The sequence below is a fragment of the Sporosarcina sp. P7 genome (assembly GCF_002743425.1).
Lineage (GTDB): Bacteria > Bacillota > Bacilli > Bacillales_A > Planococcaceae > Sporosarcina.
This window is the reverse complement of record NZ_PDZF01000009.1, coordinates 107,988-123,388: the sequence shown is the minus strand read 5'-3', so window position 1 is coordinate 123,388 and position 15,401 is coordinate 107,988. Positions and strand designations below refer to the sequence as shown.

The window sequence follows — 15,401 nt, the reverse complement described above, 5'->3', positions numbered from 1 at the left end:
TATAATAGATAAGAGAACATAATACATTTCAGAAAGAGGGGCTTTCAAATGGCTTTAATGTATACAACAGTTATCGGTTACATGGTTGTTCTTGGACTTGCATCCTTGTTTACGATGCACTTCTTATCTGGATCAATGGATTCAAACGACTCCATTACTATTGATCCGAAACCAGAAGGCAGAAACTAATTTTTCAATTCCAGTTTTAATGGAAGTGGATTTCATGATTAGAGTTGCCTAAAATGGCGACTCTTTTCTTTTACATACTATAAACAGTACGGAGGAGATTAAAGCAATGACATCATTATCCGAAATCATGATTTATAACAAAGGCTTCGTTGAGGAAAAAAAGTATGAGGAATTTTCCACTACGAAATTTCCTAATAAACGCATTGTCATCCTTACATGTATGGATACCAGATTAATCGAGCTTCTCCCTAAAGCAATGAACTTGAAGAATGGCGACGCTAAAATCATTAAAAGTGCTGGCGCGATTATTACATCACCTTTCGGCGGTTTGATGCGAAGTATATTAGTTGCCGTTTATGAATTACAAGCAGATGAAATATACGTGATCGGTCATCATGATTGCGGCATGAGCTCTATCAACACGGATCACATTATAGGAAACATGATTGACCGCGGTGTTGATCCGAACATGTTCAAAACATTGAAGTATTCCGGTATCGAGATGGAAAAATGGTTGCACGGTTTCAGCGATGTGACAGAGAGCGTGAAAAAGAGTGTGGACGCGATCCGCAACCACCCTCTCATCCCAACCGACGTAAATGTTCACGGTCTTGTAATCGACCCTGCTAACGGCAAGCTGGACGTTATTGAAGATGGTTACAAAGCACAAGAATTGTCTCAGTAAAATAGCTTTTAGAAAAACCGGTCTCTTCTACACGAAGGGCCGGTTTTGTTTGTTGATGGAGAAGTGGACTTTAGGAGCTTTAGAGTGGTTCCGGGTCGACTGTGAGCGCTCGTGGCGAGGGTATGAGCGGTTTCCAGGTGACATAGAGCAGTTGACTGGTTAGATAGAGCAGGTACCCGTTTGATAGAGCGGATAGTCATGAACTAAGAGCGCTTACACCAAACGTTGAGCGTAACACGTCCACACCGCCATCAAACCTCAAAAATCAAGAAAAACCAGCATCTTCTATTCGAAGAGCCGGCTTTTCCATATAATCATCCACTTTTCCAAAAGGGTCTTACCCTTTCAATAATCCCCTTCCACAATGGCATACATATAATGATCTTCCCACACACCATTAATGAACAGCAATTGACGCAATAATCCCTCACGCTGGAATTGTGCTTTTTCCAATACTTTCACTGAACCTACATTACGAGGTGATACATATGCTTCCACCCTATGCAGATTCACTTTTTCAAACGCAAATTGATTAATGAGCGAGACTGCTTCAGTACCAATACCTCTTCCAGTTTGCCGCTGATCAATGGAATACCCCACAAAACCACTGGAAAACGGTAACCGTTTAATACTATACAATGAAATTTGGCCAATAATCATACTTGTTTCCGAATCAAAAATTCCGAAGTTGTACTCTCGTCGGTCACGCATTTGATAAAGGGATTCCCGAATTTTATCTCGCTGCATTGCTACTGTGTAGTACGTATTATCATGTCTTGGTTCAAATTCTGTCCAGTATTCCTTATTGGCAATAAGTAGCTGGGTGAATTGGTACGCGTCATCTTCCGTGAGTATTCGTAGGTAGCATTGCTCCCCTTCGAGTAAAATCATTGTCCTCATCCTTTTCGAAGCATTCTGTTCTTATCTTCTACTTTATCCAATCGGTGCGAATGAAATGAAGAATCAGTTCTAGTTATCTGAATTCATTAGTTCTTATTATAGATTTTTTACATGTACAAGACAATAGAATGCCACATTTTCTCATTTGTAAAGGAATATTCATACTTTCCGACTCCATCGATCCGTAATCTCTGTATACTATTGTTCAGGAGGATTTTATCATGCTAAGAATTATTTTGATGGTACTCTCGCTACTCATCATGATTGGAACTCATATCGCTGCAAATTTAATCCCACTTAACGGACTGACTACTTGGGAAATTGCTAATCGGGTACCGGTTCTATTCATGCCTGCAGAGTACGTTTTTTCAATTTGGATAGTGCTAGATTTGTTACTTGTCTGTTGGCTATACATGTTTTCCAAAACAGTAGCTAGACTTTCATCATCTGTCGCCAATTTACGTGCAATCTCGTTCTCGGTCAGCTGTTTTTTAAATATCGCATGGCTATTATTATGGCATTATAGTTATTATTATTGGGCCATCGTCAGCGTAATTGCTTTATTAATTTGTTTACTCGTGTTGTATTTCAGTTATGCAAAAATAGAGGGAACGAATCGCGAACGACTTCCGATCTCGGCTTACATGGCATGGATCTTCATCGCTGTTATCGCGAATTCTAACTATGCTTTCAAATTCCACGATTGGACAGGATGGGGGTTGAGTGATCCACTATGGACAGTATTGTTCTTGACTCTAACTACAGCGATTGCCCTACATTTTATGTATCACTACCATGACTCTATGTTTAATTTAATTATCATTTGGTCTTTCATCGGTATTGCAATAAAAAATGGAACCGATGAACTATTTGTTTCAACAGCCGCTTTATTTCTTTCCGCGGTAATTGGTTTTATACTATTTATGGGTCAGCGTTTTTCAAAGCCCAAACAATTATAACACGGTGCCAATTAGGCAGCCGTGTTTTTTTCGTGATTATACCGTAAACTAGGGTATAGGTTAGAGTGTGGACTATCATGCTAAAGAGTGGAGGTTACGCTATGTCAAATTCAAAGTTATTGTCATCACTTAGTTATTTTAGTGTCTTTTTCGCCCCCCTTCTACTGCCAATCATCATTTATTTCGTTGCGGATGAATTCGAAGTTCGTCGTCATGCAAAAAAGGCACTCGTTTCACATATCATCCCTATGGTATTACTAATTGCTGGATTCATTATTATGTCCTTTTCGATCTTTTCCTTTAATTCCGATAGCTTGACAAATGCAAACAGCAATATGATGTTCTGGGGATTCATTCCTGTGTTATTCATCACTTTATATAGTTTATTGTTTGTAATCGTCTTGATTTGGAATGTCTATCAAGGTGTAAAAGTCCTGAAGTAAGGAATGGAATGAACAAGCTAATCATTAAAAAAACAATAATAAAGTATGATATAGTAGAATTGAATAAATTGTACGGAAGAAGGGACTTGTGAACATGATTGTAAAAAATGACGAAGAATTAGAGGGGTTACGGGCAATAGGTAAAATTGTTGCAGAAATCCGTGAAACGTTGAAAGAAGCTACGGTACCTGGCATCACAACGAAAGAACTTGATGATATGGCAGGTCGTCTGTTCGCTGAAAAAGGTGCGGTTTCTGCTCCTATCGACCAGTATGACTTCCCTGGCTATACATGTATCAGCGTCAACCATCAAGTAGCGCATGGCATTCCAGGAAGCTACGAGATCCAAGACGGTGATCTTGTGAATATAGATGTTTCCGGATCAGCTGGCGGCTATTTTGCAGATACGGGTATTTCATTCGTGGCAGGTACACCTGACGAGCAAAAACAGAAGTTATGCGATGTAGCAAAATCAGCTTTGGACCGCGCGTTATTGAAAGTAAAAGCAGGTTCTAGTTTGAATCAAATCGGTAAAGCTGTGGAGCGCGAGGCGAAAGATCATGGCTTACATGTGATTAAAAATTTAACCGGTCACGGAATTGGTACGTCTCTTCACGAAGAGCCACAGCATGTTCTGAATTATTATGATCCTTGGGATAAAACATTATTGAAGGATGGTATGGTTCTGGCAGTGGAGCCATTCGTTTCGCAGGCGGCTGAGCATGTGATTGAATTGGATGACGGTTGGACATTTGTTACGCCTGATAAGTCATTAGTTGCCCAAATCGAGCATACGATTGTCGTGACGAAAGATCAGCCTATAATTTTGACTCAACTTGATTGATGGTGGAAATGAGTGTGTGCGGACGGTTCCGTGCACACTCATTTTTATGTTACAAAGTTTTGGTTAATAGATGTAGTAGTAAAAAGAAAAGACTGAAGAAAAGCCTCCTCATACCCGGGCAGTCTTCAGTCTTTGCATATCATCGTTTGGATGTTTCGTTTTATTATTTCTTTTTCTTAACTTTCGGCTTTGATTTCTTTGGTGCCGCTTTTTTCATTTCTTCCACTGTCTTGGAGTTTCCTTCGATCAGTTGTCCGTTGTACCAAACTTTTTGAACGGTTTTGATGCCTTTGGAAACTTTACGGTAGTCGCGTTCTTCCGAGTAAGATAGGAGTGTTAGGACTTCTCCGTCTGCTCCTGCACGGCCCGTTCTTCCTGATCTGTGCACGTATTGCTCGGCCGTGTGCGGTACGTCGACATGGATGACGTGTGTCAACCCTTCGATGTCCAATCCTCGCGCTGCTAAGTCTGTTGCAATCAGTATGCGAATAGTACCTTTTCTGAAGTCTTCTAACGTTTTCTGGCGATCTAGTTTCTTCATATCAGAGTAAAGGACTGCAATTGGTGCATCATTGTAAAGTAGTTTTAGCTCTTTCATGCGCAATTGATCTACATTATTCATGAATGTTAATGCGCGCACGCCTGATATTGCAGAGATTCCTCGAAGTACATCGGTCTTTTTGCGTTCATCCACTTTTACATAGGAATGAATTACTTGACCACTATTTGGAATCTCATCCGCATTGACTTGTAAACGAATTGGATCCTTCATCATTTGCTTAGCAACCAGTTCGATTTCATCTGTAATTGTAGCGGACACAACGGCCAACTGACGTTCAGGATTCGCTGCTTCAATCAAGCTTTTCACCAGTACTCGATATTCGCGCGACAAAAGTTGATCTCCTTCATCAATAACCAAGTATTTTATATCATACATTTTCAGCTTTCTTTCTCTTACTAGTTCATTTAATCTGCCTGGTGTACCGACTACAATTGTCGGTTTTTTCTTCAGCCTTTCGACTTGACGTTGCATGTTTGCACCACCAATCAGCTGTGTTACGGTAACTGGAGTACCTTCCACCAACTCGCGTATCACATTGACGATCTGCATGGACAGCTCTTGTGATGGTGTGATGATTAACGCTTGTGTCTTCGGTAGATTCCCATCAACCATTTGAATCACAGGTAATGTATAGGCAAGTGTTTTACCTGTCCCTGTTGGTGATTCCGCTACTATATCTTTACCAGACAACATCTCGGGTATCATTTGAGACTGAATCGGCATAGGTTGTTTAAATTTCCATTTTGTGCGTAAAGATTCATTCAGCTCATCTAAAAAATTCATTCGGTTCACTCTTTTCTATAGTTGAGGATTTCAACCGGTTATTTTTTTTGAAGCTTCTTTTTCAACTTCTGAATTTTAGGCACTACTTTTACAAATAGGTTATAAATGAACGGTTTGTATACTTTATCGATTTCACCGATAAATTCTGTCACTCCGTCCACCTGACAAAAACTGTTTTTAAAATTATATAAGCCATCCTGCTCACTGTCGAGTACAAATACCCCACCAAGATCATACTGTTCCGCTCCGATTTCCAATCCCCACTTCATCATTTCATAGTTCATAAGATAACTTGGATTTAGATTGCGCTTCGTGTTGGAACTGCCCGCATATAAGTAATACAACTTCCCATTATAATTAATAGTTATAGCACCAGCTAAATAGTCGTCTTCGTGCTTTGCTATATAAATGCGTAAATCATCGAATGCTTCTCGCATTTTGACGAAATAATCATATGATCGAATGGAGATCTGATTACGAACAGACATTTCTTCATGAATTTCAAAGAACTTCTTTAAATATTCATCACTGCGTGAATAGGAAATCTCCACACCTTTACGTGCAGAGCTTCGGATTTTACTTCTCGTTCTGCTACGGAACTTAAGCATTAAAGAATCTTCATCTTCGTCAGTCAATTTAACAATCATATTATAACGGGGCTGTATTAAATCTTCTTTACCCGCGCCTTCGTTGCGTACTATGTAACCCGCATCACGGCATAGCTTGTCCAATTCATCTGTATAAAGTTGTTCTGGGTCCATTTTTAATGCAAAGGCTTTATGTTTTTTTACAAGCACCTCTGCCTCTTGAATCAATTCTGCAACCAACTTCTGATTATGTAAATCGCAAATAGGTCCACGTGGTGCATATAGTAAGGAAAATCCGCCTGGCACTTTCCGTATCAATAAGGACATAGCGGCTACAATTTCTCCGTCCCGTTCTACATATACTTGCTCATTACCCCAGTCGTCTTTCACATTTGCCCAATTGGGATCTTGTGTAATTGAACGAAATGGAGAATTTCTCATAAACGTTTCATACCTTTTTACATCTTCCGCATTGCTTTTATCTAAAATCGGCACTGCTCGAACACTCCTTACATTACTATGACTCCGTACAATTTCCGTTTTAATCGTTTGAAAATCTTAAAGAACCGCACAGCCACAGCTCTATTAAGTGTAGCCTACTGTATTTTTCAAGTCAAGAATCGAAGAGTAGTTACCTGTCATTTACCAACGGAGTTTGGAAATTAAGTAATAAATTACTATTAATTGAGACAAGCTATTCCGTTATTAATTAGAATAGCCTATACTATAAAAAGGGGAGAAAGGTTTCATATAGCAAACATGCAAAAGGGGGCATTACATATTGAAAGGTTCAGTACGTAACAAGTTGATAGCGCTTGCAGCACTAGTTATTTTAATTCCATTATTAGCTGTTGGTATTGTCAATTACTTCGTAGCAAAGCAAGAACTTGAATCTGTTGGAGAAATGGGATTACAAAACGGGACGTATGCGATCCTAGACTTGATCGACGAGCTCAATGTTCAAGTAGAGAACGGTACAATAAGTTTAGAGGACGCCCAAAAACGAGCTAAAGACAAAATCATGGGACCTATGGCCACTGACGGTACTCGATCTTTAGAAAACCCAGCGAAATACGGGGAGAACTTCTACTTTTACGTAGTGGATGAGGAAGGCACTTTGCTCGTACATCCACAGAAAGAAGGAGAAAGTCTCTATGAAGCCAAAACAAAAGATGGTCGTTACTTTATTCGAGAGGTAATCTCAGAAGCTAAAAGCGGAGGTGGTTATGTACAGTATGACTGGCCGTTGCCAAGTAACCTGAATGTTGAAGCGCCAAAAATCACGTACAGCCTACAAGATCCAAATTGGGGATGGATTATAGTGGCAGGAACCTACCTAGTAGACTTTAATGCTGGAGCGAAAAATGTTTTATGGTATACCTTACTATCAGTTATTATTTCTGTCGTGGTGGGTGTTACTTTATTCTCAATTTTCTCAGGACGTCTAACATCCTATATTAAGAATATCCGCCACATTACGGCTGAAATTGCGCAAGGTAAATTATCCGGAGAAGACATTCCGATCCGTTCGCGTGATGAGCTCGGTCATTTAGCTGAAAATGTTAATACAATGAAAAATAATCTGAATGAGATGGTCGGTCATACAAGACTTTCTTCAGACCGTATGAGAACCTCTTCCGAAACACTTAGCGCAATCACGGAAGAAGCGACTGCATCGGCTGACGAAATTCATAGCGCTATTTCTGAAGTATCTTCAGGATCAGTTGTGCAATCCGAAGAAGCAGATATCGCGATTACAAAAGTTAGTCAATTATCCACATTGATTTCCAATGCATCAGAGCAATATGAAAACGTTGTGAAAGAAATGCATAGCATGAACACTCTACAAAGTTCAGGTATGCAAAAGGCAGAGACTTTGGAAGAAAACTCTCAGAATTTCAACATCGTCATTAACGACTTACAAGGTAACTTCTCACAACTTGTATCTAGAATGAATGAAATACAAGCAATTGTCCAAACGATTTCCTCGATCTCAGAGCAAACGAACTTACTAGCATTAAACGCTAGTATTGAAGCCGCTCGCGCAGGAGAACATGGAAAAGGATTCGCTGTAGTAGCCAATGAAGTACGTCATTTATCTGAAGACACAAACGAGGCAACTACGAGAGTTCGCGACCTGCTCGTGCATATTCGGAAAGATACGACGACTGCCGAGAACCAAATGAAACACACATTAGATTTGACAAGTCATCAAGAAGGTACGATTCTGGAAACTAAAAATGCTTTCGAACAACTATCCGATTCCATTCTCAAAATCACATCGCTGTTGAAGACTATGGAAAATGATATGAATAGTATGGATGAAAATCGACAACACGTTGTTCAAGCAATTGATCAAATTGCAGCTGTCGCAACTGAATCAGCTGCTGCTACCGAACAAGTCAATGCATCCATCGATGAACAAAAAGCTGCAATCAGCACGATTATGCACGCTTCCCTTGATCTTCATACAGAAGCGGAGAATATGCACGACCTTGTTGATCGATTTAGCTAATTAGTTAAGTGAAGTAAAACATCCCTGCGCGTAGGCAGGGATGTTTTATTATTCAACAGCATTTTTATATTTCTTGTAATAGTTGATTTGGCGCATCAGTAAATACAATTTACGCTTCATATGTTTATCTTTACTATAGAATAAAGGATTACCATACTTTCCTGCTTTGATAAGTGACCGAATCTCTTTTTCCATAGGCGGATTATCGACAAACTTTTTTAATACTGCTTTCGGTACGACAGTGAATAGGAAATGATCATCTAGATATGTGAGGGGTTTTTCTTTCCCGTATACTAAGTCATCGATTAAATACTTCGCCATATTTTCACCGCATTGCGTAATATAATAACTTGAACGCCCTTGACGGATATTCACTTCAAACGCTTTAAATTTGCCATCGCGTTCATCGTATTTCAAATCGAAATTCCCATAACCGACATAGCCAATCGCTTCAAGGAAGTTAGCTAATTTCGTCATAATTTCTTCATCATACCGCGTAATCAATGCTGTATAGTTTCCGATCGCCGTCATCGCACGTTCTTGTAATACCACCTGGGCCAATGTGATTAACTGCGCTTTACCATGCTGATCAGCGTAATATACAGCATCCCACATATACGTATCATCGCCTGGAATGAAATCTTGGATAATCAGATCTTCTGTGTATCCACTGGCTTTTACCATTTGGATAATACGATTGATTTCCTCATATGTATCGACTTTATAGATCTTCTGCAACCCTTCAAACGGATGGCGATAGTATTGAACACCATCGCTAGGCTTGATGATGACCGGGAACAGGACTTCCTCTGTAAATGGTTCATCAGATACACATGAATGGAAGTATGTAGAGGGTGTATCTATTCCATGCTCCGCGCATAATTCATAGAAATTTTTCTTAATATAGACGGCATTCATAATTTCTTCATCGATATAATTGAACAAGAAATCTTCTTGCAAAGCTTCTCGCTGCTCTATAATTAAACGGACATATAAATCGTCTGTTCCGACAAGTACTAATTTCTGATCAGCCGTGCGATACTTTTTAGCAATTTCACGTAAAAACTGGACGAATACTTTAGGATCATGCAAACCTGGATGTAATTCTTGGATATCTGTAATCGTACTATAGCTTGTGAAAGGCAATGATTCTCTACCTACAATTACAGGTTTAATGCCATATTCTTCATGAAATGAAATCGCCATATTATAGGCGTTAATGTTAGTTCCGACAATAATCGGGATAAAAGAATGCTTACTCATATATTCCTCCAACAGACGTTTTTCCATTTAGTGTAGTTGTACCGAATTCGTAAGTCAAGAAAGGACCGTTCTTCACTAACCATACGTTTTATAAACTTGATCATGAGTAGAATATAATTCCCAAGGATAAACTCGCGGCGCTTCCGAGGTAAATTGCATCATTTCCTTTGTTATGGGATGTTCGAATTCTAGTTTGTGCGCCCACAACGCAATCTGTTCGCCACGCATATTCATTGAACTTCCGTATTTCTGATCACCATAGAGTGGATGGCCTTCTGTGGCCATTTGTACTCGAATTTGATGTGAACGTCCTGTATGTAGACGTACACTTACCAAGCTGTGTTCAATTTTTTTATCAAGTACCTGATATTCCAAACTAGCTACTTTCCCTTCTGGATGATTTGGCTTCACACTATACACTTGATTTTTCAGACGATTCTTGTATAAATAGTGCTGAAGAGTAGATTGTTTTTTTCGAGGCACACCGCGGAGAACTGCTAAGTATTTCCGTTCAATGACGCCACGACGAAGCTGATCAGATAGACGAGATGCTGCTTTGGATGTTTTAGCAAATACCATCACACCGCCAACTGGACGATCAAGACGATGTACTAAGCCAAGATATACATTTCCCGGTTTTTGATAACGTCTTTTAATATCTTGCTTTAATATAGTCAATACGTCTAAGTCTCCGCTCTCATCTTTTTGCACCGGTACGTTGACCGGCTTTTCCACGACTAAGAGATGGTTATCTTCATATAGGATAGGTATCTTCATTTAATGGATGCCTCTTTTTTTATAAGTTCCAATAATGCCTGACAACCTTCAAGCACCAAGTCATATGTTTCCTGAAAATCACCCGTGAAGTACGGATCTGGAACGTCTTTTTGATGACTAGTCAAATCCAAAAAACGGAGCACACGCTGGTAGTCATGATCACCAAATATGTTATGAATATTTCGGACGTTTTCTTCATCCATTCCAATAATATATTCAAATTCCCCTGCATCTTTTATGTTCAACTGACGTCCAGCCATCCCATCTGCCGAAATTTGAAATTCCGCCAGTTTGGACAGCGTTCCTTCATGTGGAGCTTTCCCGACATGCCAATCGCTTGTTCCTGCCGAGTCTACTTCGATGTGATTCTCCAATCGTTCATCATGAATCATCTTACGAAATACACCTTCTGCCATAGGTGAGCGACAAATATTCCCGAGACAAACGAATAATACACGTATCATACGACTCTCTCCCTTTATTATATTTCTATTCTAGTATACATGATTCGATAAATTACTTCATTTTATGTATAATAATCAGCGGCAATTCCGAATACTACGAAATTTATATTTTATACAAGAGAATTAAGTCGTAATTAATATTTATTATTATTCTGTGATATAATAGGACTTAAATATCAATATCTAGGGAAAGATATAGGAGAAAGGGGGTCTATCCTATGCATATTGTGTTTGAAAAAACATGGGAAGCTACTTTATCAGAGCAACAAAAACAGGCTTTTATTTATCAATATGAAGCTAAAAGAACTGTACATGAAGAATTTACAGCTACACCTATACTGATAAAGAGAAAACGTAATGGAGGAATAGTCGCTACGGTATTTTTGCAAAATAATCGCGATGAATTATTATCTATCCGTGAAGCTACAGTATGTGTAGTAAATGAACGTGGAGAAACAGCGGCTGAGGAGACATTTTCACTGTCCCTCGATATTCCACCTTTCGCAGCAACGCCCTGGTCTTTCGTCTTTTTACCAACTTGTGTAGATTCCACTGAAGAACCGACTGATGGATGGAAGGTCACCGTAAAGTAATACATGAAGAAACAGCTGCTCCTTGTGGAACAGCTGTTTTTTATGTTAACTCAACATTATGGTGAACTTGTTGTACATCTTCTAAATCATCGAGTGCATCAATCATTTTTTCAAACTGTTCCTGCGCTTCTGCATCTAATGAAATTTCATTCTGCGCTATCATGGACAACTCTGCTACAGTAAAGTCCGTAATACCGGCTTGACTGAATGCTTCTTGTACTTCATGGAAATGGGAAGGATCAGCATATACAACTACTTGCCCATCTTCCTCCTCGATATCGTTTACATCAACGTCTGCTTCCATCAATAACTCCAAGACTTCTTCTTCCGTTTTGCCTTCCACACCGATAATCGCAGCGGGATCAAACATATAAGCTACAGAACCACTCACGCCCATATTGCCCCCATTTTTACCGAATGCCGCACGTACTTCGGAAACTGTCCGATTGACGTTATTTGTCAACGCGTCCACGATGACCATTGAACCATTCGGTCCGAATCCTTCGTAACGAAGTTCATCAAAGTTTTCCTCACCGCCACCTTTTGCCTTTTCGATTGCACGGTCGATGATTGCTTTTGGTACGCTGTACGTTTTTGCACGCTCGAGTACGAATTTCAGTGCTTGATTCGATTCGGGACTTGGATCTCCTGATTTTGCTGCCACATATATTTCACGGCCAAACTTTGCATAGATTCTACTTGTGTTCGCATCTTTAGACGCTTTCTTTTCTTTAATATTATTCCATTTACGGCCCATTGAGTACACACTTCTTCCTTTAGTTTTAATGGTTTGCTACTATTAAGTATACCAATTGCTTTTTTACATGAAAAGTAAAATGATAAATAGACGCAGGTAGACACCGCTGATCTTCGCCCCAAGTGGACATTGGTCTTTTGCTATTTTTCGCCTGTAACGAAGTGTGACTAGCATTAAATTCTTTCAATATACTGCCGCGAAGTACGTACCGAAACTAGAAATCTTTTTGGCAGAACCACTATCCAGCCACGCCTGTCGCGGTGGCGTAGCGACGAGCTATCTACTAGCGCCAAAGTGAGGATAATGAACTCTCCACTTACACTGCTAGTGCTATACGAAACTTCTTTCATCCCCCTTAAGAAAAGCTGTTTTTAAAAAACACTATCCATTATTAGTTATTAATTACTATGCAACGGACCTTACACCAATTAATAGGCTCTACTATTTACGCAAATAAATTTTAATCCCTACTATTCTAATTTGCATTGACTATTTTTAATTGTCTGTTAAACTGTTAATAATATAACAGTTAGCGGGGGGGATAAAATGGTCACATTTGAATCGTGGAAAGATGCACCGGTCTTACCAGAGTTTAAAGCAGACTCCGAGACCAAAGGAGCTTCCGAAGTGTTGCAATGGGCTTATGATCACTACGGAGAAAAGCTAGTCTATGCTTGTAGCTTTGGTATTGAAGGAATTGTATTGATTGAACTGATTTCACGGGTGAAGCCCGATGCCAAAATTGTTTTCTTAGACACGAATTATCATTTCCAAGAAACGTATGACACGATAGAAAAAGTGAAGAAGCGTTATCCTCAACTTCAAATCCATTTGCAACAACCTGGATTGACTATTGAAGAACAGTCAGATCAATATGGAATAGATCTTTGGAAAACCAATCCAAACCAATGCTGTGATTTGCGAAAAATTAAACCATTGGAAGAAGCGATTGCCCCTTCCACTGCTTGGATATCAGGATTACGTCGGGAACAATCTGCCATGAGAAAATCTACGGAGTATCTAAATGTAGATAACCGTTTTAAGAAGATTAAAGTGTGTCCGCTGATTCATTGGACATGGAAAGATGTTTGGCGTTTCGCCCACACACATGAACTGGACTATAATATACTTCATGATCAAGGCTACCCGAGTATTGGGTGCGCAAACTGTACAAAACCAGCATTTACTGAAGAAGATATGCGTTCTGGACGCTGGACTGGTATTGGTAAGACAGAATGTGGACTGCATACGTAAATTTTTTTAACTTAAACCCTAGTATTTCTATATGACTTATTAAAATGAAGAGGATAGGTGTTTACAAATGATAACAATACAACCACATGGCGGTAAGTTAGTTAATTTATATGATCCCACTCTCTCCACTAAGGGATTGCACAAAATAGTCTCAATTGATGCCACATCAGTAAGTGATTTGGAATTAATCGCAACGGGCGCATACAGCCCGCTAACTGGATTTTTAACTTCTGAAGATTATCACGCTGTCGTCAATGATATTCGTCTTGCGGACGGTACGATATGGAGTTTACCTATTACGCTACCCGTAAAAGATAGTTCGCCTTATTCCGTAGGCGATACGGTTTTACTCGACTATCAAGGTGATATATACGGCACACTTGAAATTACGGATATCTTCGAACCTGATCAACAAATTGAAGCAGAAAAAGTTTATAAGACAGCTGACAGAGCACATCCAGGTGTAGCGAAATTACTTGATCGTGGCCATATCTATCTAGGCGGACCGATTAAACTGATTAGACGAATAGAACAGAAAAATTTTGCTGAGTTTTATTTTGATCCTTCTGAAACTCGTCAAGCATTTGAAAATAATGGTTGGAAGACGGTTGTCGGATTCCAAACGCGTAATCCTGTGCATCGTGCGCATGAATATATTCAAAAAACCGCACTCGAAATCGTAGACGCACTTTTGCTCAACCCGCTAGTTGGTGAAACAAAGTCTGACGATATTCCCGCTGATGTACGGATGGAGAGTTATCAAGTATTACTGCGTGACTACTACCCTGAAGATCGCGTGAAGTTGGCTGTCTTCCCTGCCGCAATGCGTTATGCAGGACCACGCGAGGCAATTTTCCATGCTATTGTGCGTAAAAATTATGGTTGTACACACTTTATTGTCGGCCGTGACCATGCAGGTGTTGGAGATTATTATGGTACTTACGAAGCTCAAGAAATTTTCTCGAACTTTAAAGCGGAAGAAATCGGCATCACGTTACTGTTCTTTGAACATAGTTTCTTCTGTAAAACTTGCGGCAATATGGCAACACCTAAAACTTGCCCGCACTCCAGTGATAACCATGTCATCCTTTCGGGAACTAAAGTACGTGAGATGTTAAAAAGTGGTATCTTGCCTCCACCGGAATTCAGTCGCAAAGAAGTGGTTGATGTACTGATCAGTGGATTACAAGAAAAAGAACTGGCAAAGTGAGGGATGATGATATGGCAGAGAACATTGTATGGCATGACCAATTAATTTCAAAAGAAGATCAACGGGCAAAAAATAAACATCATAGCGCAGTACTTTACTTCACCGGCCTATCCGGTTCAGGTAAATCCACGATCGCCAATGCAGCCGCACGCCGGTTGCACGATCTTGGTGCTAACACATATGTACTTGATGGTGATAATGTGCGTCATGGCTTAAATAAGGACCTTGGCTTTTCTGATGAAGCACGTAAAGAAAACATTCGTCGCATTGGGGAAGTCTCGAAGTTATTCATTGACAGCGGACAGCTTGTGTTTACCGCATTCATCTCCCCTTTCCAAGAGGACCGCGACAGCGTCAGACGTTTAGTGGAAGAAGATGAATTTGTTGAAGTGTACATCAGTTGTCCTCTTGATGCTTGCGAGAAACGTGATCCAAAGGGATTATATGAAAAAGCACGTGCGGGTGTCATTCCGGAATTTACCGGGATTTCATCTCCTTATGAAGCACCAGTGAAACCTGAACTTACATTAGAAACTGATCAATATACGATTGAAGAGTGTGTCGAGCAATTAATCGGCTACTTACGCGATAAAAAATGGATTAATTAAGGAGTGAG

17 protein-coding genes are annotated in these 15,401 nt (G+C 39.8%); 10 read left to right on the top strand and 7 right to left on the bottom strand.

The window, feature by feature from the left end; all coding sequences use genetic code 11:
• Positions 1 to 48: 48 nt before the first annotated feature.
• Together CSV60_RS15975 and CSV60_RS10455 are read left to right on the top strand one after the other, a co-directional pair.
• The gene (locus CSV60_RS15975; protein WP_169535197.1) at positions 49 to 189 is read left to right on the top strand and encodes a hypothetical protein; all 141 of its coding nucleotides are present in this window, start codon (positions 49 to 51) and stop codon (positions 187 to 189) included.
• Between the two features lie 106 nt (positions 190 to 295).
• Positions 296 to 874 (top strand): beta-class carbonic anhydrase, encoded by a 579-nt coding sequence (locus tag CSV60_RS10455; RefSeq protein WP_099636950.1) that lies wholly within the window; start codon positions 296 to 298, stop codon positions 872 to 874.
• 345 nt (positions 875 to 1,219) lie between these two features.
• Here the strand turns inward: CSV60_RS10455 and CSV60_RS10450 are convergent, their stop codons facing one another.
• On the bottom strand, positions 1,220 to 1,765 hold the full coding sequence (locus CSV60_RS10450) for a GNAT family N-acetyltransferase (RefSeq protein ID WP_099631768.1): 546 nt from the start codon (positions 1,763 to 1,765) through the stop codon (positions 1,220 to 1,222).
• Between the two features lie 230 nt (positions 1,766 to 1,995).
• Here CSV60_RS10450 and CSV60_RS10445 point away from each other — a divergent pair, with 230 nt between their 5' ends.
• The 3 genes from CSV60_RS10445 (at position 1,996) to map (ending at position 4,020) form a co-directional block, all read left to right on the top strand.
• On the top strand, positions 1,996 to 2,733 hold the full coding sequence (locus tag CSV60_RS10445; protein WP_099631767.1) for a hypothetical protein: 738 nt from the start codon (positions 1,996 to 1,998) through the stop codon (positions 2,731 to 2,733).
• A 101-nt stretch (positions 2,734 to 2,834) separates the two neighbouring features.
• Positions 2,835 to 3,176, top strand: a complete 342-nt coding sequence (locus CSV60_RS10440) for a magnetosome magnetite crystal formation protein family (RefSeq protein WP_099631766.1) — start codon at positions 2,835 to 2,837, stop codon at positions 3,174 to 3,176.
• Positions 3,177 to 3,270: 94 nt separating this feature from the next.
• Complete coding sequence (gene map / locus CSV60_RS10435; protein WP_099631765.1) at positions 3,271 to 4,020, top strand: type I methionyl aminopeptidase; 750 nt, start codon at positions 3,271 to 3,273, stop codon at positions 4,018 to 4,020.
• Between the two features lie 163 nt (positions 4,021 to 4,183).
• Here the strand turns inward: map and CSV60_RS10430 are convergent, their stop codons facing one another.
• Both CSV60_RS10430 and CSV60_RS10425 read right to left on the bottom strand, forming a co-directional pair.
• Positions 4,184 to 5,365 carry a DEAD/DEAH box helicase gene (locus tag CSV60_RS10430; RefSeq protein ID WP_099631764.1) on the bottom strand — a complete coding sequence of 394 codons (1,182 nt, stop codon included), beginning with the start codon at positions 5,363 to 5,365 and terminating at the stop codon, positions 4,184 to 4,186.
• Between the two features lie 38 nt (positions 5,366 to 5,403).
• Positions 5,404 to 6,447 carry a lipid II:glycine glycyltransferase FemX gene (locus tag CSV60_RS10425; RefSeq protein ID WP_099636949.1) on the bottom strand — a complete coding sequence of 348 codons (1,044 nt, stop codon included), beginning with the start codon at positions 6,445 to 6,447 and terminating at the stop codon, positions 5,404 to 5,406.
• A gap of 286 nt (positions 6,448 to 6,733) precedes the next feature.
• On the opposite strand from CSV60_RS10425, the gene CSV60_RS10420 reads away from it, so the two are divergent.
• Positions 6,734 to 8,467: a methyl-accepting chemotaxis protein gene (locus CSV60_RS10420; protein ID WP_099636948.1), complete on the top strand. Its 1,734-nt coding sequence runs from the start codon at positions 6,734 to 6,736 to the stop codon at positions 8,465 to 8,467.
• 48 nt (positions 8,468 to 8,515) lie between these two features.
• On the opposite strand, the gene CSV60_RS10415 is transcribed toward CSV60_RS10420, so the two are convergent.
• The 3 genes from CSV60_RS10415 to CSV60_RS10405 all read right to left on the bottom strand — a co-directional run bounded on the left by CSV60_RS10415 (position 8,516) and on the right by CSV60_RS10405 (position 10,971).
• Positions 8,516 to 9,730, bottom strand: a complete 1,215-nt coding sequence (locus tag CSV60_RS10415) for a carboxylate--amine ligase (RefSeq protein ID WP_099636947.1) — start codon at positions 9,728 to 9,730, stop codon at positions 8,516 to 8,518.
• A 75-nt stretch (positions 9,731 to 9,805) separates the two neighbouring features.
• The gene (locus tag CSV60_RS10410; RefSeq protein WP_099636946.1) at positions 9,806 to 10,507 is read right to left on the bottom strand and encodes an RluA family pseudouridine synthase; all 702 of its coding nucleotides are present in this window, start codon (positions 10,505 to 10,507) and stop codon (positions 9,806 to 9,808) included.
• Positions 10,504 to 10,971 (bottom strand): low molecular weight protein-tyrosine-phosphatase, encoded by a 468-nt coding sequence (locus tag CSV60_RS10405; RefSeq protein WP_099636945.1) that lies wholly within the window; start codon positions 10,969 to 10,971, stop codon positions 10,504 to 10,506. Before CSV60_RS10405 ends, CSV60_RS10410 begins: the two co-directional genes overlap by 4 nt.
• A 218-nt stretch (positions 10,972 to 11,189) precedes the next feature.
• Between CSV60_RS10405 and CSV60_RS10400 the strand changes: the two genes are divergently transcribed.
• Positions 11,190 to 11,564: an SLAP domain-containing protein gene (locus tag CSV60_RS10400; RefSeq protein ID WP_099631758.1), complete on the top strand. Its 375-nt coding sequence runs from the start codon at positions 11,190 to 11,192 to the stop codon at positions 11,562 to 11,564.
• A gap of 40 nt (positions 11,565 to 11,604) precedes the next feature.
• Here the strand turns inward: CSV60_RS10400 and CSV60_RS10395 are convergent, their stop codons facing one another.
• Positions 11,605 to 12,321, bottom strand: coding sequence for a YebC/PmpR family DNA-binding transcriptional regulator (locus tag CSV60_RS10395; protein WP_099636944.1), 717 nt, complete (start codon positions 12,319 to 12,321; stop codon positions 11,605 to 11,607).
• A 546-nt stretch (positions 12,322 to 12,867) separates the two neighbouring features.
• On the opposite strand from CSV60_RS10395, the gene CSV60_RS10390 reads away from it, so the two are divergent.
• From CSV60_RS10390 to cysC, 3 genes are all read left to right on the top strand, one after another.
• Positions 12,868 to 13,575 carry a phosphoadenylyl-sulfate reductase gene (locus CSV60_RS10390; protein WP_099636943.1) on the top strand — a complete coding sequence of 236 codons (708 nt, stop codon included), beginning with the start codon at positions 12,868 to 12,870 and terminating at the stop codon, positions 13,573 to 13,575.
• A gap of 67 nt (positions 13,576 to 13,642) precedes the next feature.
• On the top strand, positions 13,643 to 14,785 hold the full coding sequence (sat, locus tag CSV60_RS10385) for a sulfate adenylyltransferase (protein WP_099636942.1): 1,143 nt from the start codon (positions 13,643 to 13,645) through the stop codon (positions 14,783 to 14,785).
• Between the two features lie 11 nt (positions 14,786 to 14,796).
• Positions 14,797 to 15,393: an adenylyl-sulfate kinase gene (cysC, locus tag CSV60_RS10380; protein ID WP_099636941.1), complete on the top strand. Its 597-nt coding sequence runs from the start codon at positions 14,797 to 14,799 to the stop codon at positions 15,391 to 15,393.
• Positions 15,394 to 15,401 lie beyond the last annotated feature (8 nt).